Annotated in this window: 27 protein-coding genes and 1 pseudogene; 10 read left to right on the plus strand and 18 right to left on the minus strand. The window is 70.6% G+C overall.

Annotated elements, in window-relative coordinates; genetic code table 11:
* The first annotated feature begins 179 nt into the window (after positions 1-179).
* A complete protein-coding gene (locus AB0K35_RS13400; RefSeq protein WP_238672297.1) occupies positions 180-1097 on the plus strand; it encodes an EamA family transporter in 918 nt (305 codons plus the stop codon).
* On the opposite strand, the gene AB0K35_RS13405 is transcribed toward AB0K35_RS13400, so the two are convergent.
* The 6 genes from AB0K35_RS13405 to AB0K35_RS13430 form a co-directional block, all read right to left on the minus strand.
* On the minus strand, positions 1060-2001 hold the full coding sequence (locus AB0K35_RS13405) for a diacylglycerol kinase (RefSeq protein ID WP_363885717.1): 942 nt from the start codon (positions 1999-2001) through the stop codon (positions 1060-1062). The two genes, AB0K35_RS13400 and AB0K35_RS13405, sit on opposite strands and share 38 nt — an antisense overlap.
* 164 nt (positions 2002-2165) lie before the next feature.
* Positions 2166-3116: a twin-arginine translocase subunit TatC gene (gene tatC, locus AB0K35_RS13410; RefSeq protein WP_363885397.1), complete on the minus strand. Its 951-nt coding sequence runs from the start codon at positions 3114-3116 to the stop codon at positions 2166-2168.
* Between the two features lie 18 nt (positions 3117-3134).
* Positions 3135-3449, minus strand: a complete 315-nt coding sequence (tatA, locus tag AB0K35_RS13415; RefSeq protein WP_124855346.1) for a Sec-independent protein translocase subunit TatA — start codon at positions 3447-3449, stop codon at positions 3135-3137.
* Positions 3450-3608: 159 nt separating this feature from the next.
* Positions 3609-3854: a hypothetical protein gene (locus AB0K35_RS13420; protein ID WP_357364071.1), complete on the minus strand. Its 246-nt coding sequence runs from the start codon at positions 3852-3854 to the stop codon at positions 3609-3611.
* Positions 3855-3864: 10 nt separating this feature from the next.
* Positions 3865-4920: a YafY family protein gene (locus AB0K35_RS13425; protein ID WP_363885400.1), complete on the minus strand. Its 1056-nt coding sequence runs from the start codon at positions 4918-4920 to the stop codon at positions 3865-3867.
* Complete coding sequence (locus AB0K35_RS13430) at positions 4917-5915, minus strand: WYL domain-containing protein (protein ID WP_238672303.1); 999 nt, start codon at positions 5913-5915, stop codon at positions 4917-4919. The genes AB0K35_RS13425 and AB0K35_RS13430 overlap by 4 nt, the downstream gene beginning before the upstream one ends.
* 118 nt (positions 5916-6033) lie before the next feature.
* Between AB0K35_RS13430 and AB0K35_RS13435 the strand changes: the two genes are divergently transcribed.
* Positions 6034-7038 (plus strand): cation diffusion facilitator family transporter, encoded by a 1005-nt coding sequence (locus AB0K35_RS13435; protein WP_363885402.1) that lies wholly within the window; start codon positions 6034-6036, stop codon positions 7036-7038.
* 49 nt (positions 7039-7087) lie between these two features.
* Positions 7088-8164 (plus strand): annotated as a pseudogene (locus AB0K35_RS13440) (DUF3866 family protein); the annotation flags it as partial.
* A gap of 148 nt (positions 8165-8312) precedes the next feature.
* On the opposite strand, the gene AB0K35_RS13445 reads toward AB0K35_RS13440, so the two are convergent.
* The 4 genes from AB0K35_RS13445 to rfbA form a co-directional block, all read right to left on the minus strand.
* A complete protein-coding gene (locus AB0K35_RS13445) occupies positions 8313-8507 on the minus strand; it encodes a hypothetical protein (RefSeq protein ID WP_238672306.1) in 195 nt (64 codons plus the stop codon).
* A gap of 79 nt (positions 8508-8586) precedes the next feature.
* Complete coding sequence (pafA, locus tag AB0K35_RS13450; protein ID WP_210781723.1) at positions 8587-9945, minus strand: Pup--protein ligase; 1359 nt, start codon at positions 9943-9945, stop codon at positions 8587-8589.
* Positions 9946-10013: 68 nt separating this feature from the next.
* Entirely contained in the window at positions 10014-10637 is a 624-nt protein-coding gene (gene rfbC / locus AB0K35_RS13455) for a dTDP-4-dehydrorhamnose 3,5-epimerase (RefSeq protein WP_363885405.1), read from the minus strand.
* Complete coding sequence (rfbA, locus tag AB0K35_RS13460) at positions 10634-11524, minus strand: glucose-1-phosphate thymidylyltransferase RfbA (RefSeq protein WP_238672308.1); 891 nt, start codon at positions 11522-11524, stop codon at positions 10634-10636. Before rfbA ends, rfbC begins: the two co-directional genes overlap by 4 nt.
* Positions 11525-11609: 85 nt before the next feature.
* Here rfbA and rfbB point away from each other — a divergent pair, with 85 nt between their 5' ends.
* The 6 genes from rfbB to AB0K35_RS13490 are packed head-to-tail and all read left to right on the plus strand — an operon-like array spanning position 11610 to position 16889.
* Positions 11610-12611, plus strand: a complete 1002-nt coding sequence (gene rfbB / locus AB0K35_RS13465) for a dTDP-glucose 4,6-dehydratase (protein ID WP_363885407.1) — start codon at positions 11610-11612, stop codon at positions 12609-12611.
* Positions 12608-13495: a dTDP-4-dehydrorhamnose reductase gene (gene rfbD, locus AB0K35_RS13470; protein ID WP_238672310.1), complete on the plus strand. Its 888-nt coding sequence runs from the start codon at positions 12608-12610 to the stop codon at positions 13493-13495. The genes rfbB and rfbD overlap by 4 nt, the downstream gene beginning before the upstream one ends.
* Positions 13492-13863: a DUF2304 domain-containing protein gene (locus tag AB0K35_RS13475; protein ID WP_139584287.1), complete on the plus strand. Its 372-nt coding sequence runs from the start codon at positions 13492-13494 to the stop codon at positions 13861-13863. The genes rfbD and AB0K35_RS13475 overlap by 4 nt, the downstream gene beginning before the upstream one ends.
* Complete coding sequence (locus AB0K35_RS13480) at positions 13856-14557, plus strand: glycosyltransferase family 2 protein (RefSeq protein WP_238672311.1); 702 nt, start codon at positions 13856-13858, stop codon at positions 14555-14557. The genes AB0K35_RS13475 and AB0K35_RS13480 overlap by 8 nt, the downstream gene beginning before the upstream one ends.
* The gene (locus AB0K35_RS13485) at positions 14554-15864 is read left to right on the plus strand and encodes a polysaccharide biosynthesis protein (RefSeq protein ID WP_238672312.1); all 1311 of its coding nucleotides are present in this window, start codon (positions 14554-14556) and stop codon (positions 15862-15864) included. Before AB0K35_RS13480 ends, AB0K35_RS13485 begins: the two co-directional genes overlap by 4 nt.
* Complete coding sequence (locus AB0K35_RS13490; RefSeq protein WP_363885410.1) at positions 15861-16889, plus strand: glycosyltransferase family 2 protein; 1029 nt, start codon at positions 15861-15863, stop codon at positions 16887-16889. The genes AB0K35_RS13485 and AB0K35_RS13490 overlap by 4 nt, the downstream gene beginning before the upstream one ends.
* 47 nt (positions 16890-16936) lie before the next feature.
* On the opposite strand, the gene prcA is transcribed toward AB0K35_RS13490, so the two are convergent.
* The 7 genes from prcA to AB0K35_RS13525 all read right to left on the minus strand — a co-directional run bounded on the left by prcA (position 16937) and on the right by AB0K35_RS13525 (position 23939).
* Entirely contained in the window at positions 16937-17776 is an 840-nt protein-coding gene (gene prcA, locus AB0K35_RS13495) for a proteasome subunit alpha (protein WP_238672314.1), read from the minus strand.
* A 58-nt stretch (positions 17777-17834) separates the two neighbouring features.
* Positions 17835-18674, minus strand: coding sequence for a proteasome subunit beta (prcB, locus tag AB0K35_RS13500; protein WP_210781714.1), 840 nt, complete (start codon positions 18672-18674; stop codon positions 17835-17837).
* On the minus strand, positions 18593-19114 hold the full coding sequence (locus AB0K35_RS13505; protein ID WP_363885412.1) for an endonuclease VII domain-containing protein: 522 nt from the start codon (positions 19112-19114) through the stop codon (positions 18593-18595). Before AB0K35_RS13505 ends, prcB begins: the two co-directional genes overlap by 82 nt.
* Before the next feature lie 38 nt (positions 19115-19152).
* Positions 19153-19368, minus strand: a complete 216-nt coding sequence (locus tag AB0K35_RS13510; RefSeq protein WP_030332902.1) for a ubiquitin-like protein Pup — start codon at positions 19366-19368, stop codon at positions 19153-19155.
* A 107-nt stretch (positions 19369-19475) separates the two neighbouring features.
* Entirely contained in the window at positions 19476-20702 is a 1227-nt protein-coding gene (locus tag AB0K35_RS13515; protein ID WP_363885414.1) for an acyltransferase, read from the minus strand.
* Positions 20703-20815: 113 nt separating this feature from the next.
* Positions 20816-22333 carry a depupylase/deamidase Dop gene (dop, locus tag AB0K35_RS13520; protein ID WP_357186575.1) on the minus strand — a complete coding sequence of 506 codons (1518 nt, stop codon included), beginning with the start codon at positions 22331-22333 and terminating at the stop codon, positions 20816-20818.
* A 37-nt stretch (positions 22334-22370) separates the two neighbouring features.
* The gene (locus AB0K35_RS13525; protein WP_363885416.1) at positions 22371-23939 is read right to left on the minus strand and encodes a DUF2142 domain-containing protein; all 1569 of its coding nucleotides are present in this window, start codon (positions 23937-23939) and stop codon (positions 22371-22373) included.
* A 210-nt stretch (positions 23940-24149) separates the two neighbouring features.
* Here AB0K35_RS13525 and AB0K35_RS13530 point away from each other — a divergent pair, with 210 nt between their 5' ends.
* Positions 24150-24503 carry a GtrA family protein gene (locus AB0K35_RS13530; protein WP_266305161.1) on the plus strand — a complete coding sequence of 118 codons (354 nt, stop codon included), beginning with the start codon at positions 24150-24152 and terminating at the stop codon, positions 24501-24503.
* 64 nt (positions 24504-24567) lie between these two features.
* Here the strand turns inward: AB0K35_RS13530 and arc are convergent, their stop codons facing one another.
* Positions 24568-26352, minus strand: a complete 1785-nt coding sequence (gene arc / locus AB0K35_RS13535; protein ID WP_030332887.1) for a proteasome ATPase — start codon at positions 26350-26352, stop codon at positions 24568-24570.
* Between the last annotated feature and the right edge of the window lie 177 nt (positions 26353-26529).

Here is a 26529-nt window from a genome sequence, read left to right on the forward strand (position 1 = left end):
GCGGCGCCACCCCGGATACCACGGTTCCAAGCGGCGCACACCGCCGCTCGGTGTCCCCCCAACCGCGGGCAGGGGCCGCCTGCGACACACAGGTCCTCTCGCCACCAGCCGCCTGCCAGAGCTCGCCTTTCGGCAGGTGGACACCGCCGGACGGTAGCCGGAGCGGACCGCCTACCGTCGTGCCCGTGACCGAGATCCTGCTGCCCACGCCATCGCCGGCCGACACGCCACCGGCCCGGCGCGGCGGCATCGTCGCCGTGGGGCTGGTGCTCGGCGGGGCGCTGTCGGTGCAGTTCGGGGCCGCCGTGGCCGCGTTGCTCTTCCCGCGCACCGGGGTGGCCGGCGCGGTGACCCTGCGGCTGACCATCTCCGCGGTGCTGCTGCTCGTCGTGTGCCGGCCCCGACTGCGCGGACACGACCGGTCGGCCTGGCTCGCGGCCGGCGCGTTCGGGCTGGCGCTGGCCGGCATGAACTCGCTGTTCTACCAGGCCATCGAACGCATCCCGCTGGGCCCGGCGGTGACGCTCGAGGTGCTCGGCCCGTTGGCGCTGTCGGTGTTCTCCGCCCGCCGGCTGGCCAGTTGGGGCTGGGCGGGTCTCGCACTGGCCGGGGTGGCGCTGCTCGGGCAGGGCGGCTTCGACCGGCTGAACCCGGTCGGGGTGGCCTTCGCCTTAGGCGCGGGCGCCATGTGGGCCGCGTACATAGTGCTGAGCGCCCGGGTCGGCGGCCGCTTCCCCGGCGCGGACGGGCTGGCCCTGGCACTGGCCGTCGCCGCGCTGGCCACCCTGCCGCTGGGCATCGTCGACGGCGGCGCCGCGCTGCTCGACCCGCAGGTGCTGGCGCTCGGCGCCGCCCTCGCGGTGCTCGCCTCCGGGCTGCCCTACACCCTGGAACTGCTGGCGCTACGGCGGATGCCCACCGCCACCTTCGCGGTGCTGATGAGCCTCGGCCCGGCCGTCGCCACGCTCGCCGGGTGGCTGGTGCTGCGGCAGGCGCTGACAGTGCTGGAATGCGCCGCCATCGTGCTGGTCATCGCCGCCAGCATCGGCGCGGTACGGGTCAACGCAGCAGCCGCACGGCGCCCGGAACCGCGCTGATCGTCACCGGCAGCCGCAGGGAGCGTTCCCCGTCGGCGTACGAGGTGATGCCCTCAGCTGCCAACTCCACGGTGCGGGCCCGGAAACTGCGCACCAGCGGGTGGCTGACGTGGGTGCCCTGGTAGATGCGGGGCTTCACCCGGACCAGGGTCCGCCGGTTGACCCGACCCGCCACCACCACGTCGAGCAGTCCGTCGGTCGGATCCGCGTCGGGGCAGATCCGCATCCCACCGCCGTACGTGGGGCAGTTGCCCACCGCCACGAGCACCGCGTCCAGGTCGTGTGGCACCCCGTCGAGGCGCAGCGTGTAACGGCGTGGCCGCAGCCGGGCCAGCTCGACCAGGATCGCCAGGTCGTATCGGCGCGGGCCGCGGGGCCAGCGCATCCGGTTGGCCCGCTCGTTGACGATCGCGTCGAACCCGGCCGCGAGGACCGCCCCGTACCAGCGCTCGACACCGTCGACCCCGACCATCCGGGCCAGGTCGACAGGTTGGCTGCGCCCGTCACGCACCGCCTCGGCGATCACCGCCGCCGCGGCGACGGGGTCGGCCGGGAAGCCGGTGTCCAGGGCGAAGTCGTTGCCGGTGCCGGCCGGGATCGGGCCGAACGGCACGGCGGTCCCGGCGACCGCCTGCAACGCCCGGTGCACGGTGCCGTCCCCACCGACCGCCACCAACGCGCCGGCGCCGTCGGCGACGGCCTGACGGCATGCCGCCTCCGCCTCGGCTGGGCTGGACGCCGACAGCAGTCGAAGCGGCCGGCCCGCGCCGGCCAGCCCGTCCAACAACCGGGGCAGCAGTGCGCTGTACCGTCCCCGACCGGCGGACGGGTTCGTGAGCACGGCCACCGGCCCACCGGCGAGCGGGGCGCGGTCGACGGGTTCGCCGGCGACCGGGCCGGGCAGGTGATCGTCTGCGGTCACGGGCAGCACCGTACCGGTCGGACACCCGTCGTTCACCAGGGGCAGCCGCCGTCACCATCAGTTCCGCCGCCGACGCGGGAGGTGACGCGACGACGCCGCCCCCGGGAAACGGGGACGGCGTCGGTGGACCGGTCGGCGCGGGGCCGTCAGGTCATGTCGTCGTAGCGGCGCTCGATCGGCGCCGGTTTGGCGATCGGCTCGGGTTCGCCGATCGGCGCTGCCGAGTCGACCCGCTGCCCGGCCACTACCGGGTCCGCGTCGAACTCCAACGGCGACACCTCGTCGTCGTCGATGCCGGCGTAGATCTCCTTGCCGCGCCCACGCCGCTTGTCGTTGAGGAAGGCGACGCCCACCGCACCGAAGTAGAGAGCGGAGAGGCAGATGGCCAGGGCCGTCATCCCGAACGGGTCCGGTGTCGGGGTGACCACTGCGGAGAACGCGAAGAACACGAAGATCGCCACGCGCCACCAGCTGAGCAGCCGCTTCGCGCTGGCGATGCCCACGAAGTTGAGCATCAGCACGACGAGCGGGAACTCGAAGGCCACGCCGAACAACAGGATCAGGTTGGTGACGAAGGAGATGTACTTGGTGATCTCCAAGGTCGTGCTGATCTCGCTGTCCGAGATGCTGAGCAGGAACTCCAGGCCCTTGGACGTGACGAAGTACGCCAGCACCGCACCGGCCGCGAACAGCGGCGCGGCGAGTGCGGTGAAGAAGTACGCGTAGCGCCGCTCGTGCCGGTGCAGGCCGGGCGCGATGAACGCCCAGAGCTGGTACAGCCAGATCGGCGCGGCCACGATCAACCCGACCCAGAGCGCGACCTTCAGGTTGAGCAGGAACAGGTCGGCCGGGCCGAGCTGCACGAACTCGCACTTGCCGTCGACATATCGGGCCTGCGGCAGGTCACAGTAGGGCTGCTGGAGCAGGTGCAGCACCGGCTCGGCCAACCAGAAACCGAAGCCGAACCCGATGAGGATCGCCACGGAAGCGCGGAACAGACGGTTGCGCAGTTCGCGGACGTGCTCGATGAGCGTCATCGAGCCGTCGGCGGCCCGCTCGAAGGTGCTCGGGCCGCGTTTACGCAGTGCGAAGGCCACGGGAGTGGGGCCCTTCGGTCAGTTGTCGCGGACGCGGTGCACCGGGTCGACGACCGGCTGCTGCGGCGGGGCCTGCTGGTACGGGGCCTGCTGCGGCTGGCCGGCGTACGGCGCCTGCTGCCCGGCGTGCGGCGGCAGCGGCTGGTAGCCGGCCTGCGCGTCAGCCTTCTCGGCGAGGTCGCGGTCGTCGTCCTGCAGGCTCTTGGTCTCGGCCTTGATGATCCGCAGCGACCGACCCAGCGACCGGGCCGCGTCGGGGAGCCGCTTCGCACCGAAGAGCAGGATCAGCACAACCACGAGAACAGCGATGTGCCACGGCTTGAGGGCACCCATGAGAAGCTCCAGTCGCTCTGTGTCCGGGGGGTGGTACGCAGCCCATCGTACGTGCGGATCGGCTGCCCGCCACCCACTGGGTGGTGGTGGTCCGGGCGGGAGGGTGAAGTCTTGACCAACCCGCGATGATCCGTCAACCACCGCCTGGTGCGTACTCGATCAGCCGCGCTTGGCCTTGATGACCGCGAGTCGCTGGGATGCGGTGTCGAGCCGACGTTGGACGTCCTCGGCACGCTGTTGCAGCGCCTCGGCGGTTTCCCGCAGTGCCTCGGCCTCGACGGCCCGCCGCTGCAACGCCACCGCGGCGCGGCGCAGTCGGGGCAGCCGGGCCAGCACCGGGCGCACTGCCAACGCGAGCGCCACGAGGGGTAGCAGCACCACCGCGAGCACGATCCAGATCAGCACGGCGGTCAGCCTACTGGGTGCGGCCGGCCACCGCCCTGTCACCCGACGGCGTGCGCTCCGGGTCGACCTCGGGCGGCCGGGGCACGGCCGTGGGCGCGGGCACGGCGTACGCGTCCAGCGCGGCGGCCGCCGTCGCCCGCACCTGCTCGGCCAACTCGACCGGGGCGACCACAGTCACCTCCGGGCCGAGGCCCAGCACGAACCGGCGGGCCCACAGCAGGTCGGTGACCCGCAGCGAGACGAGCCACTGGTCGCCGTCGCCGGCTTCCACCCGCTCGCACGGGTAGTACTCGGTGATCCACCGCTCGCCCCGGCCGATGCGCAAGGTGATCAACGGCAGGTCGGCCGAGGGGCGGAACACGCCCTCGGTGAGGTCGTGCGGGACTGCCTGCGGCGGCACCGTGGCCGGCTCGTCCAACTCGGTGACCGCGTCGATCCGGTCGGCGCGGAACAGCCGGACGGCCTCCGCACGCCGACACCACGCCTCCACGTACGCCCGACCGCCGACCATCAGCATCCGCAGCGGGTCGACGACACGCTCGGTGGTTTCGTCCCGGGCCGCCGTGTAGTAGGTGATCCGCAGCGCCTTGCCGCCCTCCACCGCGGCGCGCAGCGCCTCGACCCGCCCGGTGTCCCCGGGCAACCGGACCGCCACCGGCGCGCCCACCAGGTCGCCCGCAGCCTCGATCTTGGCGAGGGCCCGTTCGACGGCCTCCCGGTTGGCCACCCCGGGCGTCTCGGCCAGCATCCGCAGCGCCACCACCAGTGCGAGGGCCTCGTCTGGGGTCAGCCGCAACGGTCGGTCGATGCCGGCGTCGTAGGTGATGGTCACCCGGTCACCGTCGAACGCCATGTCGATCAGGTCACCGGGGCCGTACCCGGGCAGCCCGCACACCCAGAGCAGCTCCAGGTCCTCCCGGAGCTGGCGCTCGGTGACGCCCAGGTCACCGGCCGCCTCGGCGATCTCGATGCCGGGCCGGGCCAGCAGGTAGGGCACCAGGTTGAGCAGTCGGGCCAGCCGGTCGGCGGACGCGCGGGAACCGTTGCGGGCGGCCGGGCGGGTCACCTGGCGCCTCCGCTGACGGCCAGCTCGTCGTGGCGCACGGCGATCTCCTTGAGTCGTTGGATGACCGCCTCGCGGACCTCCGGTGGGTCGAGGACCCGCACGTCCGGGCCGTAGCCGACGAGATGGCCGGCCAGCCCGTCCGGGTCGGCGTACGGCAGCACCAGCCGGTCGCCGTCCGGCCCGGCGGTCACCTCCACCGCCCAACGGCGCAACCCGGCGGCCCGCCCCGGCGCGGCCAGCACCGTGGCCCGACCGGTGCGCTCCACCGGGCCGGACCAGCGGGCCACGTGGCTGATCAGGTCGACGTTTGCCGGCGGCTCGTAGGCGCCGGGAGAGCCGGTCACCCGGACCGCGCCGACCACCCGGGACAACCGGAAGCAGCGGGTCGCCTCCCGGTCCTGGTCGTGGCCGACCACATACCACCGGCCGCGCCAGCAGACCACGCCCCACGGTTGCAGCCGCCTCCGGGTGGGCGCGTCGCGGTCGGGCACCCGGTAGTCGAACCCCACCTCGCGGCGGTCCCGGGCGGCGGCGGTCAGTGGCGCGAACGCCGGGTCGACAGTGACCATCGGCTCCAGGCCGAGGGTCGCCTGCGGGTCCACGTCCACACCGGCGGCACGCAGCTTGGCCAGCCCCGACGACGCGGCGGCGGCCAACCCGGCGTGCTGCCACAGCCGGGCGGCGATGCCGACCGCGGCGGCTTCGTCCGGTTCGAGGAGGATGTCGGGCAGCGCGTATTCGCGGTGGGCGATCCGGTAGCCGGGCTCGGCGTCGAAGGCGCTCGCCGTGCCCGTCTCCAGTGGCACACCCAGCTCGCGCAGCTCAGCCTTGTCCCGTTCGAACTTGCGCTGGAACGCCTCGTGGTCGCGCGCGTCGTCCGGATCGTGCTCGTAACCGGGCACTGTCGCGGCAATCTGCGCGGCGGTCAGGAACCGTCGCGTGGACAGCAGGCAGATCACCAGGTTGACCAGGCGTTCGGTGCGGGTCCGCGACACGCGGTAGACGCTAGCAGCCGACCCGCCCAGACCGTGCACCCACGCGGGCGTGCCGCACACTTGTTCGGATCGGGCCTCCCCCCGGCGCGTCGCCGTCCACGGTCATAGGGTGATCCTCATGCCGCAAGCGGACGCCAGGCCCGAGAGCGAGAGCGTCGGCACCATCGTCGTCGCCGGCACCGCCAACCTCGCCATCGCGATCGCCAAGCTGATCGCCGGGCTGATCTCCGGATCAGCCGCGATGCTCTCCGAGGCGGCGCACTCGGTCGCCGACACCACCACCGAGGTGCTGCTCTTCCAGGCGCTGCGCCGCGGCGCCCGTCCGGCCGACCAGCGACACCCCTTCGGGTACGGCAAGGAAAGCTACGTCTGGGCGTTCTTCGCCGCCATGTTCACGTTCGTCGCCGGCGCCGGTTTCGCCGTCACCCACGGCGTCACCACGATCCTGGTGCACGAGCACAGCGGCGACTACCTCATCTCGTACATCGTGCTCGGGGTGTCGTTCGTCATCGAGTCGATCTCACTGGGCCGGGCGGTGCGGCAGGTCCGCCGCGAGTCGCGACGCTGGCAGACCACGCCTCGGCGGTTTCTGCGGCTGACCGCCGACACCACAGTCAAGGCGGTCTTCCTGGAGGACAGCGCGGCCCTGATCGGTCTGGTGCTGGCCGGGCTCGGCGTCGGCCTGTCGCACGCCACCGGCGACGAGGTGTGGGACGGCGTGGCGTCGATCCTGATCGGCCTGCTGCTGCTGACCGTCGCCGGGATCCTCGCCGGCAACAACCTGTCGCTGCTGGTCGGCCGGGCCGTGCCGGAGCGGCTGCGCCGCGAGATCGAGCAGGAGCTGGCCGGGCTGCCCGAGGTGGAGCGCATCGACACCCTGTTGACCATGCAGCTCGGCCCGCAGGACATCCTTGTCGCCGCGAAGGTCGACTTCCGCGACGAGGCCACCGGCGCGCAGATCGAGGCCACCGCCGACGAGGCCGAGCGGCGGCTCACCGAGCGATACCCGGAGATCCGCTTCGTCTTCCTCGACCCGACCCGTTCGATGCCGGGCGCCACCGGCACCGCCCGACACACCCAGGCCGGGCCGAGCCCGGACGCCGGCGGCCCCGAGCCGGCCTGACCCACACCCGGACGCGGGCCGCCGGGCCCGCGCGGCTAGCGTGCCCGTCATGGTGCGATGGCGTACGGGGACGGTGGCGACGCTGCGACGGCAGTGGACCGGGGCGGTGGAGCTGGACGTCGACCTGCCCGACGGCACGCGGATGCGGGCGCTGGCCTACCCGGAGCTGGTCGGCACGCCCGAGCCCGGTGACCGGGTGCTGCTCAACGCCGGTGCGCTGCTGATGGGGTTGGGCACCGGCGGGTACGCCCTGGTGGTCGCATTGCCGGACCGGCTGCCGCCGGACCCACCGGACGTCGCCGACACCCGCGACGCCGGGCACCTGGTCAAGGCCCGCTACACGCCGTTGCAGCCGATCCTGCTCGGCGTCGACGAGGAGGCGTCCCCGCACCGCGACGTGCTGGCCGACGCGGACGACCTGGGCGGCCTGCCGGTGGTCACCGCCGACCTGCACTCGGCGCTCCCGGCGATCCTGGCCGGCATCCGGGCCGACGCCCCGCAGGCGCGGGTGGCGTACCTGCTCACCGACGGCGGGGCGCTGCCCGCCTGGTTCTCCCGCACCCTCGCCGGGCTACGGGCCGAACTGGCCGGCACGATCACCGTCGGGCAGGCGTTCGGCGGCGACCTGGAGGCCACCACCCTGCACGGCGGCCTGCTCGCGGCCCGGTACGTGCTCCACGCGGACGTGGCGATCGTGGCTCAGGGACCGGGCAACCTGGGCACCGGAACCCGGTGGGGCTTCTCCGGCGTCGCCGTCGGCGAGGCGGTCAACGCGATCGCCACGTTGGGCGGGAAGCCGGTCGGCTCTTTGCGCATCTCCGACGCCGATCCCCGCCCCCGACACCGGGGCGTGTCACACCACAGCCTCACCGCGTACGGCCGGGTGGCGCTCGCCCCGGCGGAGCTGGTGGTGCCCGAGGACCTGGCGCCGTCCCTCGCGGCCGAGGTGCACGCGGCCCTGGCGCCCCTGGCGGCCCGGCACCGGATCGTCCGGGTGCTCACCGATGGTCTGGACGCCGCGCTGCGGGCCAGCGCCGTACCCCTGTCCACAATGGGCCGCGGCCTCGACGCCGACCACGCGTACTTCCTGGCGGCAGCCGCCGCCGGCCGCCACGCCGCAACCCTCCTCCCCCTAACCAACCCCCACCCCGGCCCGACCCTGAGCCCGGTTGATCATGAAGTTATTGCCCGCCGCCTCGGCGTGTCATGGCAATAACTTCATGAGCAACGCGCGCTGCGGGTGGGGTGGGGCGCCGGTGGGGGGGTGGGGTGGGTTAGGCCAGGAAGATCAGGGCCAGCCAGCCGCCCACTATGAGCACCAGCGCCAGGGCCAGCACCCACGTCGGCACTGTGTAGTCACCGCGCCGGTTACGGTCGATCTCGGCGCGGATCTTCTCCCGCCGGCGTTCGACCCAGTTCTGCCGCTCGGTGCCGCGCTCGGAGCGGTCGGAAGGTCCAGAAGTCGTCATGGCGCGCTCAGCTTAACCGCTCGGTGCGCCGGGCTGACCGGCCCCGTCGGCGCAGCGCACCGACGGGGCCGGCAACCGGTCACATGCTGGCGATCAGCCGTTCCACCCGCTCGTCGTACGCTCGGAACGGATCCTTGCAGAGCACTGTGCGCTGCGCCTGGTCGTTGAGCTTCAGGTGCACCCAGTCGACGGTGAAGTCCCGGCGCTTCTCCTGGGCGTGCCGGATGAACTCGCCCCGCAGCCGGGCCCGGGTGGTCTGCGGCGGAGTCTCCTTGGCCTCGAAGATCTCCGGGTCGGTGGCCACCCGGTCGACGTCGCCGCGGCGCTCCAGGAGCCCGTAGAGGCCCCGGCCACGGCGCACGTCGTGGTAGGCCAGGTCCATCTGCGCCACCCGGGGGTGAGACAGCGGCAGGTCGTGCTTGCGCTGGTAGCGCTCGATCAGCCGCAGCTTGCTGACCCAGTCGATCTCCCGGGAGACCGGCTCCAGGTCGCCGCTCTCCACCGCGTTGAGCACCCGGCCCCACAGCTCGACGACCCGCTTGGCGGCCTGGTCGCCGCCGCGTCGCTCGACGAACTCGGTGGCCTTGGCCAGGTATTCCTGCTGGATGTCCAGGGCGCTGACCTCCTTGCCGTTGGCCAACCGCACCTTGCGCCGGCCGGTGATGTCGTGCGACACCTCCCGGATGGCCCGGATCGGGTTCTCCAGGGACAGGTCGCGCATCACCACCCCGGCCTCGATCATCCGCAGCACGATGTCGGCGGTGCCGACCTTGAGCAGCGTGGTGACCTCGTTCATGTTGGAGTCGCCGACGATCACGTGCAGCCGCCGGTAGCGCTCGGCGTCAGCGTGCGGCTCGTCGCGGGTGTTGATGATCGGGCGGCTGCGGGTGGTCGCCGAGGAGACGCCCTCCCAGATGTGCTCGGCTCGCTGCGAGAGGCAGTAGACAGCGCCGCGCGGGGTTTGCAGGACCTTGCCGGCCCCGCAGATCAACTGCCGGGTGACCAGGAACGGAATGAGCACGTCGGCGAGCCGGCCGAACTCGCCGTGCCGCGAGACAAGGTAGTTCTCGTGGCAGCCGTACGAGTTGCCGGCCGAATCGGTGTTGTTCTTGAACAGGTAGATCTCACCCGCGATGCCCTCGTCGTGCAGTCGCTTCTCCGCGTCGACGAGCAGCCCTTCCAGGATCCGCTCGCCGGCCCGGTCGTGGGCGACGAGATCGGTCACCGAGTCGCACTCCGGTGTCGCGTACTCCGGATGCGACCCGACGTCCAGGTAGAGCCGGGCCCCATTGCGCAGGAAGACATTGCTCGACCGGCCCCAGGACACCACGCGACGGAACAGATACCGCGCGACCTCGTCCGGGGACAGCCGCCGCTGCCCGCGATAGGTGCAGGTGACGCCGTACTCGGTCTCGAGGCCGAAGATTCGCCGCTCCATGGTGTGACATTAGCCGCCCGGAGGCCCGGTTCGTCACTGTCAGACCACAGGTCGTGCCCCGAGCGCTGTCACATACCGGTTGAGTGCGACATTCCGTCCGGACCGAGGCTCGCCACGAACCGCCGGCAGTTGTCGTACTCCGGAAGCAGGCCCCGCTCGCGGGCCTGCGCCAGAGTCGGCGCCGCGTCGTCGCGGGCGGACAGCAGTGGAACGTCGGCGGGCCACTCGATGCCCAACTCCTCGTCCAGCGGGTGCACCGCGTGCTCGCCGGTCGGGTTGTAGGTGGCCGAGCAGAGATAGCTCAACGTCGCGTCGTCGGTCAACGCGCAGAACCCGTGCCCCAGCCCCTCGCTGAGGTAGACCGCCCGACGGTCGGTGTCGTCCAGTCGGACGCCCTCCCAACGACCGAAGGTCGGCGAGCCCACCCGCAGGTCCACGATCACGTCGAGGACCGCGCCCCGCACACAGGTGACGTACTTGGCCTGCCCGGGCGGCACGTCGGCGAAGTGAACGCCGCGCACCACGCCACGCGCGGAGACCGACAGGTTGGCCTGGGCCAGTCGCAGCGGATGTCCCACCACCTCGGCGAGCTTGTCGAAGCGGTACCACTCCATGAACATGCCGCGCGGGTCGCCGTGCTGCTGGGGGGTGATCTCCCAGGCACCCTCGATGCTCAGCTCCCGGATCTTCACCAGGAACCCCCCTCGTCGCCGGCCTGGTCGTCGAGCAGACCGAGCAGGTAGTCGCCGTAACCGCTCTTGGTCAGCGGCTCGGCGAGCGCGCGCAGCTGCGCGTCGTCGATCAGGCCAGCCCTCCAGGCGACCTCCTCGACGCAACCGATCTTGAGACCCTGCCGCTCCTCGACCACCCGGACGAACTCGGCGGCCTGCATCATCGAGGTGAACGTGCCGGTGTCCAGCCAGGCGGTGCCCCGATCCAGCACCGTCACCGCCAGCTCGCCGGTCTCCCGGTACACCTCGTTGACCGCCGTGATCTCCAGCTCGCCGCGGGCGCTCGGGGTGAGCTTGCGGGCGATGTCCACCACCCGGTTGTCATAGAAGTAGAGGCCGGGCACCGCGTAGCGGGACTTCGGGCGGGCCGGCTTCTCCTCGATCGAGAGCACCCGACCATCGGCGTCGAAGTCGACCACGCCGTACTCCTGCGGGTTGGCCACCTGATAGGCGAAGACCCGCCCACCGACCGGGTCACGGTGGTCGGCGAGCTGCCGACCCAGACCCACTCCGTGGAAGATGTTGTCGCCGAGGACCAACGCCACCGACTCGGTGCCGATGAAGTCCGCGCCGAGGATGAACGCCTGCGCGATGCCCTCCGGGCGCTCCTGGCTGACGTACTCAAGCCGCAGCCCGAACTGGCTGCCGTCGCCCAGCAGCCGACGGAACTGGTCCTGGTCCTCCGGAGTCGTGATCACCAGGATCTCCCGGACCCCGGACATCACCAGGGTGGAGAGCGGGTAATAGATCATCGGCTTGTCGAAGACCGGCATCAGCTGCTTCGAGACCGCCCGGGTGATCGGCCAGAGCCGGGACCCGGTGCCACCGGCAAGTAGGATTCCGCGCATCGGGGAAGCCTAGCCGCACCCGGACCCGTTGCGCGGGGGTCGGATACCAGGGGCCGCGCCACCCGTCGCGTATACTTCCGGACCCGTGAGGATCCTCGTCACCGGCGGAGCCGGATTCATCGGGTCGGAGTACGTTCGCCTGCTGCTGGGCAAGCCCCTCGGCAGTGCGGACAGTGTGCCGCCGCTCGAGCCGGCCGTCGTGACCGTGCTGGACAAGCTGACCTACTCGGGCAACCTGGCCAACCTTGAGCCGGTCCGCAACGACCCGCGGCTGCGGTTCGTGCAGGGCGACATCTGCGACCCGGTGGTGGTCGACACCGTGGTGGCCGAGCACGACGTGATCGTGCACTTCGCCGCCGAGTCACACGTCGACCGTTCGATCGCCGGCGCCGCGCCGTTCGTCACCACGAACGTGCTGGGCACCCAGACGCTGCTCGACGCGGCGCTGCGCCACGGCACCAGCCGGTTCGTGCACGTCTCCACCGACGAGGTCTACGGCTCGATCGACGAGGGCTCCTGGACCGAGACCTGGCCACTCGCGCCCAACTCGCCGTACTCGGCTTCCAAGGCCGGCTCCGACCTGCTCGCGCTGTCGTACCACCGCACCCACGGCATGGACGTGGTCGTCACCCGCTGCTCCAACAACTACGGCCCGTACCAGTTCCCCGAGAAGGTCATCCCGCTGTTCGTCAGCAACCTGCTCGACGGTGGCACCGTCCCCCTCTACGGCGACGGCGGCAACATCCGGGACTGGCTGCACGTGCACGACCACTGCCGGGGCATCGCCCTCGTCCAGCAGAAGGGCCGCGCCGGTGAGGTCTACAACATCGGCGGCGGCACCGAGTTGACCAACAAGGAACTCACCGGTCTGCTCCTGGACGCCTGCGGCGCCGGGTGGGACCGGGTCGTCCCGGTCACCGACCGCAAGGGCCACGACCGCCGGTACTCCCTCGACATCACCAAGATCAGCGAAGAGCTCGGCTACCACCCCAGCATCACCCTCGACCAGGGCCTCGCTGACACCGTCCGCTGGTACCGGGACAACCGCAACTGGTGGGAACCCCTCAAGTCCGCGCCGACCGCATGACCCGACTCCTCGTCACCGGCGCGGGCGGGATGCTCGGCCGGGACCTGGTCACCGTGCTGGGTGCACGGCCCGACCTCAAGGTGACCGCCGCCACCCGCGCCGACCTGGACGTCACCGACAGCGCGGCGGTCCACGCCGCCGTCGCCGGGCACGACCTCGTGATCAACGCGGCCGCGTGGACAAACGTCGACGCCGCCGAGGCCGACGAGGCGGCGGCGACCGCCGTCAACGGCCACGGCGTGGCCAACCTGGCCGCGGCGTGCGCCACCGACGGAACCCGGCTCATCCAGGTCTCCACCGACTACGTCCTGGCCGGCAACGCGGACACCCCGTATCCGGAGGACGCGCCCACCGCGCCGGTCAACGCCTACGGCCGCGGCAAGCTGGTCGGCGAAGAGGCCGTCGCGCGGCTGCTACCTGACACCGGGTACGTCGTGCGCACCGCCTGGCTCTACGGCGCGCACGGCCCGAACTTCGTGGCCACCATGCTCCGACTCGCCACCCAGCGCGAACACCTCGACGTGGTCGACGACCAACACGGCCAACCCACCTGGTCGTACGCGCTCGCCGAGCGGCTCGTCGCGCTCGCCGACGCGGCGCTGGCCGGTCACGCCACGCCCGGCGTCTACCACGGCACCTGCGCCGGGCAGACCACCTGGTACGGGTTGGCCCGCGCCGCGTTTTCGCTGGCCGGACTGGATCCGGATCGGATCCGACCCACCACCAGCGACCGGTATCCGCGTCCCGCCCCACGGCCTGCGTACAGTGTGCTAGGGCACAGCCGCTGGGCAGCCGTGGGTCTGCCTCCGCTTCCAGACTGGCACAGCGCCCTGGTTGACGCGTTCCACTCCCCCGCTCCACCCGCCCCGTGGAAGGTCGCATGAAGCTCACCCTCGTCACCGGTCTGACCGGCCTGCTGCTCCTCGGCACCATCGTCGAGCTGTTGCGCCGCCGTCAGCTGCGCGAGAAGTACGGCATGCTCTGGCTCGCCGTACTGATCATCGTGATTCCGCTGTCCCTTTTCCCCCGGCTGCTCGACAACGTCGCCGAACTCCTCGGCGTCGCCTCCGGTGTCAGCCTGGTGCTCTTCCTTGGCATCGTCTTCCTGCTGCTGGTGTGCGTACACCTCAGCTGGGAGGTCAGCGCCCTGGAAGAAGAGACCCGCACCCTGGCCGAAGATTTCGCCCTGCTCCGCGCTCAGATCGACGCGGACCGGGCAGCCCGAGACGAACTGGTGTCGACCGATGGTTAACGGCAAGCGCACACTGATCATCATCCCGGCTCTCAACGAGTCGGGCTCGATCGCCGACGTCGTCGGCGAGGTCCGTGGCGAACTGCCCGGCGTCGACGTGCTCGTCGTCGACGACGGCTCCACCGATCGCACCGCTGCCGTCGCCGCCGCCGCTGGCGCCCTGGTCGCCAAACTGCCGTACAACCTCGGCGTCGGTGGGGCCATGCGCCTCGGCTACCGCTACGCCCGTGACAACGGCTACGAGGTCGCCATCCAGATCGACGCCGACGGCCAGCACGACCCCCGGTATGTGCCGAAGCTCGTCGACCTGCTCGATGACAACGACCTCGTCATCGGCGCGCGCTTCGCCGGTGAGGGCGACTACAACGTCCGCGGCCCCCGCCGCTGGGCGATGGTGATGCTCTCCGCCGTGCTGTCCCGGGTCGCCCGCACCAAGCTCACCGACACCACCTCCGGCTTCCGGGCCGCCAACCGGCGGGTCATCGAGATGTTCGCCGCCTGGTACCCGGCCGAGTACCTCGGCGACACTGTGGAGACCCTCGTGCACACCGCCCGCCGCGGCTACCGCATCCGCCAGGTGCCGGTCGCCATGCGCAAGCGGATGGCGGGCACACCCAGCCACTCCCCCGCCAAGGCGATGGTCTACCTCGGCCGCGCGTTCGCCGTTCTCACGCTGGCGCTCATCCGCCGGTGATCCGACGGCTACTGAGCCTGGTCCCGCCCGGCACCGTCGCTGTCGGTGCCGGGCTGGCCCTTCTCGGGCTCGCCTCCTACGTTCACCTCGCCGTCGCCGGCCACAGCCTCAGCCAGGCCGACTACTCGTCCCTGTCGGTGCTCTGGTCGATCGTGTTCACCCTCGGCATCGGCGTGTTCATGCCGATCGAGCAGGAGGTCGCCCGGGTCGTCGCCGCCCGACACAGCCAGGGGCTGCCCCCCGGGCCGGTACTGGCCCGCGGCGTCACCGTCGCCGCCGTGATGCTCGCGGTGCTGGTGTTGGCCGTCACCATCGGTCGTCAGCCGCTCGCCGACAAGCTCTTCGCCGGTGACGGCAACCTGGTCACAGTGCTGATCGGCGCACTCGCCGCGATGGCCGTCGCCTACGCCACCCGCGGTGTCCTCTCCGGCCTGCAACTGTTCCCCTGGTACGGCGCCCAACTGGGGATCGACGGCGGCCTGCGGATCATCATGGTCGCCCTGCTCGGGCTGGCCGGAGTGACGTCGCCCGTCTGGTACGGGCTCGTGCTCGTCGCCGCCCCGCTGGTCAGCGTCCTACTCACAGTGCCACCGGTGCTGCGCGCCATCGGCGGAGGCCCCCCGGTGGCCTGGGCGACCCTGCTGCGTGGCCTCGGCCTGCTCACCGCCTCCAGCCTGCTCTCGCAGGTGGTGGTGAACATCGGCGTGATCAACGTGCAGCTGCTCGCGCCCTCCGACGCGGCAGCCGCCGGCGCACTACTCTCCGCCCTCGTGCTGGTCCGCATCCCCCTGTTCGTCTTCGGCTCCCTACAGGCGTCACTGCTGCCCGGCCTGGCCACCACCGCCACCACCGGCGACCAGGCCGGCTTCCACAGCCTGCTGCGCCGGGCGCTCGGCATCGTCACCGCGCTCGGCCTCACCGGCGCCCTCGGCGCCGTGCTGCTCGGCCCATGGCTGGTCGGCACCCTCTTCGACGCACCAGGCGTTCTCGGCCACGGCGACTTTGCCTGGTTGGCTGCCGCCACGCTCGCCTACCTGTGGGCGATGGTGCTCGGCCAGGCACTGCTCGCCCTCGACCGGCACCGCGCCCAGGCCCTCGCCTGGACCGCCGGCGTCGCCGCCCTGATCGCCGTGACGCTGATCCCGGCTCCGGTCACCCTGCGCGTCGAACTGGCGTACACCATCGGCTCCGTCATAGTGGCCGCCACCATGGCGATGCTGCTGCGCGGCGGCGTCCGCCGACCCACCACCCCCACCCGGCCGCTCGCCGAGGCCGTCGCCCCTGCCGCATCCGGAGGCATCCGATGACCCGACCCCGGGTGAGCGCCGTCATGCTCGCCTACGGCCCGGAGCCCTATCTCGTCGACGCCGCCCAGGCGGTGCTGGCCAGCACCGACGTCGAGATCGACCTCATCGTCGTCGACAACGGCTGCACCGGGGACGGCATCGACATCGTCAAGGGCCTCCCCGGGGTACGGGTGATCCGACCGGAGGAGAACACCGGTTACTCCGGTGGCTGCCGGGTGGGCGCGGCCGAAGCCACCGGCGAATGGCTCGCGTTCGTCAACTCCGATGCCGTCGTCGCACCCGATGCCCTGGCCAAGACCACCGCCGTAGCCGCCGAAGCGGGCATCGGCGCGGCCATGGCGTCCATCCGGTTGGCCGACACCCCCGAGCTGATCAACACCAGCGGTAACCCGCTGCACTTCACCGGCCTCTCCTGGGCCGGCGGCAACGGCGAACCGGCCAGCAACCACGCCGAGCGGCGGGCCGTACCCTCCCTCAGCGGCTGCTGCTTCGTTATCAGCCGGAAGCTCTGGCGCGAACTCGACGGCTTCGCCGCCGAGTACTTCGCGTACCACGAGGACACCGAACTCAGCCTGCGACTGTGGCAGCGCGGACTGCGACTGGAGTACGTGCCGGACGCCGTCGTGCGTCACCACTACGAGTTCTCCCGCAACGCCCTGAAGCTCTACCTGGTCGAGCGGAACCGACTGGTCACCCTGCTCACCGCCTACGAGGCGCGGACACTCGTGGTGCTCGCCCCGGCGCTGCTGCTCACCGAGGCCGCAATGCTCACCGCCGCGGTCGTCGGCGGCTGGTCCCGGCAGAAGCTGCAGGGCTGGGGCTGGTTGTGGCGCAACCGCGACTGGGTTCGCGGCCGTCGACGCCAGCTACAGGCTGAACGCCGGGTGCCAGACGGGGTCATCGCGAAGCTGATGACCGGTCGGGTCACGCCCTCCGGTGTGCCGACCACACCCGGCCTGGGCGCGTTCAACGCCGTCGCCGGCGGTTACTGGGCCCTGGCCCGGCCCCTGCTGCGCCGAGGATGACCGCTGGTGCCGGCCCCTGCTCGGGGCCGGCACCAGCGGGCGAAACCTTAGCGCTCGCCGCCCTCTGCGGGCCGGTCCTCCAGGTCCGCGGAACCAGCCGAGGACGTCGGCTTGTGCCCCTCAGTGGTCGGCACGACCGGCTCGGCGGGACCGCCCGCCGCATCCGCCGCCTGCCCCTCGGCCGGCGCATCCCCGTCCAGCAGAGCAGTCAGCGCGGCACCGGTGATCCGCCGGAACGTCCGTCCGATCCGCTGACGGTCCAGGACCGCCACCTCGAGCTGGTTCGCGGCGATCGTCCGGGCGGCACCGCCCTCACCACCGACGGTGCTCAACGCCTGCACCGCCACCCTGACCGCCTCGGCCAGGGACATGTCCGCCCGATGCTGCGACTTCAACACACCGGTGATCGCCTCGGCCTGACCACCCATGGCCATCCGCCCCGGCTCGTCGTTCACCGAACCGTCATAGGTCAGCCGGTACAGCTCGTCCGCCTCGGGGGTGGCACCGACCTCCGCCACGCAGATCTCCACCTCGAACGGCTTCGACTGCTCGGTGAAGATGGCACCCAGGGTCTGCGCGAACGCGTTGGCCAGGGCCCGGCCAGTGACGTCACGCCGGTCGTAGCTGAGCCCGTTCAGGTCGGCCATCCGGACTCCGGCACGGCGCAGGTTCTCGAACTCGTTGTACCGGCCGACGGCGGCGAACCCGATCCGGTCGTAGATCTCGCTGACCTTGTGCAGGGCGCTGGAAAGGTTCTCCGCGACGAAGAGGACCCCGCCGGAGTAGCTGAGGACCACCGCGCTGCGACCCCGAGCGATGCCCTTGCGGGCCAACTCGGAGCGGTCGCGCATGATCTGTTCGGGAGAGGCGTAGAACTGCATGGCCACGTCGGCGGTTCTCCTTACGGCGCTGTGCTGACGACTGCTGACTGGTGAGGTGCGGGTCTCAACCGCCCGGGTTCTCCATCCGGCCGGCAACCACACCCTCGGCGATAGCCGCCGTCTCGGTGTCGGTCAGCCGGCGGGTGCCCTCGGCGGTCGCGGTCATCACCACGGGATAGATCCGGCGGGTCAGATCCGGCCCACCGGTCGCGGTGTCGTCGTCGGCGGCGTCGTACAGCGCCTCGACCGCCAGCCGCGTCGCGTCGTCGACGGACAACCCGGCCCGGAACCGCTTCTTCAACGCTGACTTCGCGAACAGCGACCCGGACCCGATCGCGTCGTAGCCGGTCTCCTCGTACGGGCCACCGGTCACGTCGAAGCTGAAGATCCGACCGGCGCGCGCCGGGTCGGCGGCGGCCAGGTCGAACCCGGCGAAGAGCGGCACCACTGCCAACCCCTGCATGGCCGCCCCCAGGTTGCCCCGGATCATCGAGGCCAACCGGTTGGCCTTACCGTCCAACGAGAGCATCGCGCCCTCGATCTTTTCGTAGTGCTCCAGCTCCACCTGGAACAGTCGCATCAGCTCGATGCCGATACCGGCGGTGCCCGCGATGCCGACCAGCGAGTAGGCGTCGGCGGGGTGCACCTTCTCGATGTCGCGCTGAGCGATCAGGTTGCCCATGGTGGCCCGCCGGTCGCCCGCCATCACCACACCCTCGGCGGCCGCGATGGCCACGATGGTGGTCGCGTGCGGCGCCAGGTCGGCGGCCATGCCCGGCGGCAGCGGTCGCCGACCGGGCAACATCTCGGGGGCCACCCGACTCAGAAACGTCGTGAAGGAGGACGTCCCCGCGTTGGTGAACACATCTGGAAGACGCCCGGATGGATCAAAGCCCGCTGCCACGTGGTTCCTCTCAGGTACGTGATCGCCCTGGCCAGCCTCATCGGACTGTCACGGAACTGGCCAAGACCACCGTTGCAGTTGAAGCAGAGTATCCCGCGCACCCATCCGGTGCGATGATCGTGGTCCAGATGTTGCGGGTGGGCGCCGCCACAGATCGCGCAGACCCCGCCCTGCGCGGCCAGGAGCTCCTGAAACTCCTTCTCGCCCACGCCGTACCGCCGCCGCAGGTGGTACTCGCGGTTGCCACCGTAGAGTCGTTGTTTGGTCTCGCGTGTACGGCCGTTGTGGCACGGCTTGCAGTATGTTCCGTAGCCAGCGCTGTCCGACCGGTTACGGGGGAACTCGGCCAATGGCTTGGCCGTCCCGCAGTCCACGCAGTACCGCTGTCCTTCCGGAACCTTCCGCGCTTCCCGCACCTCGCGGCCGTGCTTCTCCTTCACTTCTCCGACGAGAGCCATGTCTGAATTGCCCTCTTTGTCTACTGACCTCCTTTCTGCACGTAGCCCCTCACGAATTCCTCTGCGTTCTCTTCGAGGACGGAGTCGATCTCGTCGAGGAGGTCGTCGACGTCCTCGGTGATCTCGGCGTGCCGCTCGGCCACCTCGGGGTTGGCCTCCGTGGTGACGTCCTCGATCTCCTCGCCCTGACGGGACTTGCCGGACTGCGACTGACCGCCGCTGTCATGAGTGGCCATGGCTGTCTCCTCCACGATCGTCTGGGATGAAATCTACCCCGCGCAGGCGACAGAAAGCCCTCACGTCCGCCGTGTTCGGGTCCGGGCGTTCGATTGCGGCGAAGCGGTCAGCTCCGAGGAGCCGACGCGTCGGCCGGGGCCGAGGCCGGGACCGGCACCGGGACCCGCTCCGGCTCACGCTGCCCCTCCCCCGACGCCTCCGCCGGTGGTGCCCCACGCCGCAGGCGGGGCGTCCAGTCCTTGAACCGCAGCGCCTGCTTCTCCACCAGATGCCAGGACAGGAACGCCAGGAAGACGGTGCAGACCATGACCACAGCGAAGTAGCCGACGAAGCCCCAGGCAGCCGCCCCCAGCCAGGCCAGCATCTGCTGCACGACGAAGGAGTAGATGTAGATGCCGTACGAGTAGTCGTTCTTCTGGCCCACGCGGTGCAGCAGCCGCGGCAACCGGACCGCGAGGTAGAGGATGGCGTATTCGTAGGCGAGCAACGCCGGGCCGAACAGGTGGCCCTCCAGGGTCTGCCAGCCGGCCACGACGATGGCGAGCACGCCGAGGACGTCGCTGATGGGCAGCTTGTCGCTGTACAGGTCCGCAACGGCCCCCACCAGGAACATGAAGCCGAACCGCAGGAACCAGATCTTGCTGAGCGCGCCGAGCAGCGGCAGCGTACCGACGGAGCCGCTGGTGAAGTACGTCGATCCGCCGAAGCGCAGCGCCTCGTACTGGTTCCAGAGCAGCAGACCGAAGACGAGAACGGCGGCCGCGAGCACCAGCCAGCGGGCACGGCGCAGCACCGCCACCACGGCCAGCGAAGCCACGATCAGGTAGCAGAAGATCTCGTAACTGAGCGTCCAGAGTGAGCCGTCGAGGACGCTCTTACGCACCAGGCCGCCGTACGGCGTGTCCCGGAAGACATCCATGATGCCCTGCTGGCGGTAGCCGCCCCACCAGTTCGCCTGCAGGAAGTTGACCACGCCGGCCGGGTGCCGCCACAGGCCGTCCAGATTGCCGCGATCGGCGTACCAGACGATCGGGGCCACCACCAGGCCGATGAACAGCAGACACACCCAGAGGCCCGGCCAGATCCGCAGGGCACGGTGCCACAGGTAGCGGGGCAGACTGGCCCGCCGGGCGCTGCGGGTGATGAGGAAGCCGGAGATGCCGAAGAAGCCGGCCACTCCCAGGCCGGCCACGTCGACGACCTCGGTCAACGGTCGGGCGTACCCGATCACCGCGGTGTGCGCGAGGACCACCGCTACGGCGAAGCAGAGCCGCAGAAAGCCGAAACTGTTGGCACGCCCGGCGTACGCGTTCGACAGCGGTACAGCGGTCATCGCACGCAGGCCAACCTGCCGGGCTGAGGGGAGCATCGCATCACCGTGTGGGTCGACGGATCGGGGGACGGCCTAGCATGCCACACGGTGATTGCCGGTGGAGGCACCGGATCTCAGCCCCCGGTCAGTGTCTCCAGCAGGTCCTTGGCGCTGGCGCAGCGGTCGAACAGTGCCCCGACGTGCGCGCGGGTGCCCCGCTCCGGCTCCATCATCGGGACCCGGACCAACGACTCCCGACCCACGTCGAAGATCACCGAGTCCCAGCTCGCGGCGACCACTTCGGAGGCGTACTGGGCGAGACAGCGGCCGCGGAAGTAGGCCCGGGTGTCCTCCGGCGGCTCGGTCATCGCGCTGCGCGTCTCGTCGTCGGTGAGCAGCGTCTTCATCGCCCCCCGGCTGACCAGGCGGTGGTAGAGGCCCTTCTCCGGCCGGACGTCGGAATATTGCAGGTCGACGAGCTGGAGCTTGTGCGAGCCCCAGCCGAGCTTCTCCCGCTCCCGGTAGCCCTCCAGCAGCCGCAGCTTGGCCACCCAGTCCAGCTCGTCGGCGCAGAGCATCGGATCCCGGCCGAGCCGGTCCAGGACGCTCTCCCAGCGGTCGAGCACGTCGATGGTCTGCTCGTCGGCGTCGGTGCCGTACCGGTCGTCGACAAAGGACCGGACCCGCTCCAGGTACGCCCATTGCAGGTCGAGAGCAGTGAGCCGACGACCGTCACGCAGTCGCATCCGGTGCGTCAGAGAGGGGTCGTGGCTGACGGCGCGCAGCTCGCTGACCGGGTCGGCGATGCCGAGGTCGGCGCCGAGGGCCTTCTCCTCGATCATGGTGAGGATCAGCGCGGTGGTGCCGACCTTGAGGTAGGTGGAGATCTCGGAGAGGTTGGCGTCGCCGATGATGACGTGCAGCCGGCGGTACTTGTCGGCGTCGGCGTGCGGCTCGTCCCGGGTGTTGATGATCGGCCGCTTGAGGGTGGTCTCCAGCCCCACCTCGACCTCGAAGAAGTCGGCGCGCTGGGAGATCTGGAAGCCGCTCTGGCCGCCGTCCTGGCCGATGCCGACCCGGCCGGCGCCGCAGACGATCTGCCGGGTGACGAAGAACGGAGTCAGGTACGCCACGATGTCGGCGAACGGCGTCTGCCGGCGCATCAGGTAGTTCTCGTGGGCGCCGTAGCTGGCGCCCTTGTTGTCGGTGTTGTTCTTGTAGAGGTGGATCGGCTGGGTGCCCGGGATGGTGGCGGCCCGGCGGGACGCCTCGGCCATCACCCGCTCGCCGGCCTTGTCCCAGCGCACGATGTCCCTGGGGGTGGTGACCTCCGGGGTGGAGTATTCGGGGTGAGCGTGGTCCACGTAGAGCCGTGCACCGTTGGTGAGTATCACGTTGGCCAGGCCGAGGTCTTCGTCCGCGAGAGCCTCGGCGGGGTCGTACGCGGCGCCGGAGTAGGTGAAGCCGCGAGCATCGCGCAGCGGCGACTCCTCCTCGTAGTCCCACCGGGCCCGGCCGCCCCGGTTGAGTTCCGGGCGTGCCCCGTAGGCGTTGACCACCTGCGATGAGGTGACCATCGGGTTGGCTCCGGCCTGCCCGGGCACGGAGATGCCGTATTCGACCTCGGTGCCCATGATCCGTCTTACGCTCATCGACCTACCCGCTTCGCTCGCCCGACCCGGTCCCCCGTCAGGTCGAGCGTAGTCCGCCCTGAGCACCTGCACTCTGCAGGTGAGTGCCGGCGGGCCGGAACAGTTCGCTGGATTCGGTGTCGGAATGCTCAGCGGGCGGCGACGGCTCGTCGGTGACGGCGGGGCGGGTGGTCCAGACGAGCCACCCGAACAGCACCAGGCCGAGGCTGGCGCTCAGCAGCGGAATCACCGAGCCGACCACCGGATGCCAGTCGCCGGCGAGTGGGTTGAGGCTGCTCAGCCCGATGTTGGCGGGCAGGCCGTTCTGCCAGCGGACCATCGTGTACGCCAGGCAGAAGAGCTGGATCGGCAGCAGGAGCAGCACGGCGAGTCGGGTGAACGAGCGGGCCCGGGCGACCTCGAAGCCGCGTTGTTCGGCGATCCACGCGGCGTAGAGCAGGACACCGACCAGCATGGGCAGCATGTAGCGGCCCTGGGTGACGAAGCCGCTCTCGTTGACCAGGGCGATCTGCATCAGGGAGGGGACGGCCACGCCGCCGCCGAGCAGCACGAGCAGTCGCCACCGGTCGAGCGTGCTGCCCCAGACGACCCCGATGAGCAGCAGCGCTCCGGCGACGAGCTGCCAGATCAGGTACGGCGGGGCGGGCATCCGGGTGTCCAGCCAGGAGGTGACCCCGACGATCTGGTCGAGGTATCCCCGCCACCGGTCGGCCTCGCGCAGGGCCGCCTGCCCGTAGGTGAGCCGGTCGGCGGAGTAGTTGCCGAGGTCGGAGGTCTGTTGGCGGACGGACCAGGCGAGCACGGCGAGGGTCGACAGGACGATGCCACCTGCCCAGAGCTGCGCGGCCCGGTCCCGCAGCAGGCCGAGGAGGTTGCTGCGGCGCAACGGGAAGGCGAACGCGATGAAGGCGGTCGCCAGCCAGAGCGGGCCGGTCTGGCGCAGCACCGCGAGGAGCAGCGCGCTGATTCCGACGAGGACGATGAGGCCGCGCCGTGGGCCGGGTGGGCCGAGCAACAGGGGGATGACAGCGCTGAAGAAGGCGATGCCGGCGGCGATCTCCAGGCCGTTCGGGTTGACTGCGCTGGCCATGTGCACGGCCATCGGGGTGGTGACGACGAGCAGGGCGCCCATCATGAGGCCGCGGCGGGAGCGGTTGCGGATCACGACGTACGCGCAGGCGAGCAGCGCGGCGCAGCACAGGGCGCTGATCATGCGGGCGAGCAGGACGCCGGACCAGCCGGGCCAGAGCACTGTGGGTGCGCCGACGAGGGCGTAGTAGGCGGGGAAGTAACGACCGGCCCCGGTGCCAGCACGGGTCGGTGTGTCGTCGCTGCCGGGGGGCTGGGCGCAGGCCGCCGAGACTTCCTTCTTGAACTGCCAGCACTGCTCGCGGACGAGACCGCCGGGGACCGTCTGGAAGGCGCCGGTGCCCTTCTTCGCATCGGCGGGAGGGGGCGCGATCTGCCCGGCGGCGACGCCGGCCGCTCGGACGATGTGCTCGCGCTCGTCCGGGGTGCCGTCGTAGGGGGCGGCCATCGACCAGGCGAAGATGATCAGGAAGAACGCGGCGAAGGCGAGGGCCCAGTGCCGTCGGCTTGTACTCACGGTGGCTGCCGGGCTTCCGTCGGTGGCCGGCGGCGTCACTCTTCCGGGATCAGGCACGTCAACCTCGCGGCTCGCGCGGGCAGGCCCCGCTGGGTGGATGGACAGACGATAGACTCCCTCGTCGTCCTCACCGCTCCGGGTCCCCCCTTGGAGAACTCTTTGCTGTCACCTGTTGCCGATTCCGTCCGCCACCTGTCCCGACACAGTGCTGTGCGGTTTCTGGTCGTCGGAGGTCTGAGCGTTGCCGTGGACACGGGATCACTCTTCGTGTACCACGGAGTTCTCCGGATTGTGCTGCCGGTTGCGGCCGGCATGTCGTTCCTGACCTCGTTCTGGGTCAACTTCGGGCTGAACCGGGCGTGGTCGTTCGGCTCGTCCGCCCAGATGGTGCCGCAGGTGGGGCGCTACTTCGCGCTGGTCCTCGCCAACCTGACCGCCAACGTGGTCCTGGTGTCCGCGTTGACCTGGGCGGGCACGCCGTACCTGCTGGCGAAGCTGCTGGTGACGGCGTCGCTGTCGGCGGCGAACTACGTGGTGTCGAAGCGGTGGATCTTCGCTGCCTGACCGACGCTCTGACATACCCGCAGCGAGGGTGCCCACCGGATGGTGGGCACCCTCGCTGTTGGGGTCAGAGGTACTGGCCGGTGTTGCTGGCGGTCTCGATGGACCGGCCGGCCTCGGCGCCCTTGCCGCCGGAGACGAGCGTGCGGATGTAGACGATCCGCTCGCCCTTCTTGCCGGAGATGCGCGCCCAGTCGTCGGGGTTGGTGGTGTTGGGGAGATCTTCGTTCTCGCGGAACTCGTCGACGCAGGCGTCGAGCAGGTGCTGAAGGCGCAGCCCCTTGCGACCCGAGGTGAGGAACTCCTTGATGGCCATCTTCTTGCTCCGGTCGACGATGTTCTGGATCATCGCGCCGGAGTTGAAGTCCTTGAAGTAGAGGACTTCCTTGTCACCGTTGGCGTAGGTGACCTCGAGGAATCGGTTCTCCTCGGTTTCCGAGTACATCCGCAGCACCACGGCGTCGATCATCGCCGCGACTGTCGCCTGGGGGTCGGTGCCGTGTTCGGCCAGGTCGTCCGGGTGCAGGGGCAGCCCGGAGAGGATGTACTTGGAGAAGATGTCCTTGGCCGCCTCGGCGTCCGGTCGCTCGATCTTGATCTTCACGTCGAGGCGACCGGGGCGCAGGATCGCCGGGTCGATCATGTCTTCCCGGTTGGAGGCGCCGATGACGATGACGTTCTCCAGCCCCTCCACGCCGTCGATCTCGCTGAGCAACTGCGGGACGATGGTGTTCTCCACGTCGGAGGAGACACCGGAGCCGCGGGTCCGGAAGATCGAGTCCATCTCGTCGAAGAACACGATCACCGGCGTGCCCTCGCCGGCCTTCTCCCGGGCACGCTGGAAGATCAGCCGGATGTGCCGCTCGGTCTCACCGACGTACTTGTTGAGCAGCTCCGGGCCCTTGATGTTGAGGAAGAAGCTGGTGTGCTTCTCCTTGCCCTGCCGCTCGGCGATCTTCTTGGCCAGCGAGTTGGCCACCGCCTTGGCGATGAGCGTCTTGCCACAGCCGGGTGGGCCGTAGAGCAGGATGCCCTTCGGTGGGCGGAGCTGGTGCTCGCGGAACAGGTCCGCGTGCAGGAAGGGCAACTCCACCGCGTCGCGGATCTGCTCGATCTGCGACTGGAGGCCACCGATGTCGCCGTAGTCGACGTCGGGCACCTCCTCCAGGACCAGCTCCTCGACCTCGCTCTTCGGGATCCGCTCGTACGCGTACGCCGAGCGGGGCTCGATCATGAGCGAGTCGCCGGCCCGGATCGCCGAGCCGATGAGCGTCTCGGCGAGGTGCACGATGCGCTCCTCGTCGGAGTGGGAGACCACCAGCGCCCGGTCGCCCGGCCCGCCGTTCGGCCCCTCCAGGATCTCCTTGAGCATCACCACTTCGCCAACCCGCTCGTAACCGAACGCGTCGACGATGTTGAGCGCGTCGTTGAGCAGGACCTCCTGGCCGCGCCGCAGGTCACCCACGTCGAGCGAGGGCGAGACCGCGACCCGCAGTTTGCGGCCACCGGTGAAGACGTCCACCGTGCCGTCCTCGTGCTTCGCCAGGAAGACTCCGTAACCGCTCGGCGGTTGCGCGAGCCGGTCGATCTCCTCCTTGAGCGTCACGATCTGCGTGCGAGCTTCCTTGAGGGTGCTCACCAGCCGGTCGTTGTTCTCGGTCAGCCGCGCCAACTGTGCCTGGGTGGCCGCCAGCCGCTCTTCGAGCTGCCGGACGTGTCGGGGGCTTTCGGTCAACTTGCGCCGCACCAGGGCGAGTTCCTCTTGCAGGAACGCGACCTGCGTGGAGAGATCGTGGGCTTCCTTCTCCCACCGTGCGGCGCGCGAGTCCGCGTCGTCGCTACGTGCTGCCACGTCCCACCTCCCCGGGGGGCTTGAACGTTCTGCCCTAACACTAGCCGCTATGAGGCCGATTCGGTCCCACGCAACACCCTCGTCACCGAACCTTGATCGCCAAGGGTGGCCTGACGGGCCGTTACCGGCGTTCGGGTACCGTCGGAGCGTGGCACGGGAGAACATGGGGGGTGCACA

It is taken from the genome of Micromonospora sp. NPDC053740, from assembly GCF_040677775.1.
Lineage (GTDB): Bacteria > Actinomycetota > Actinomycetes > Mycobacteriales > Micromonosporaceae > Micromonospora > Micromonospora alfalfae.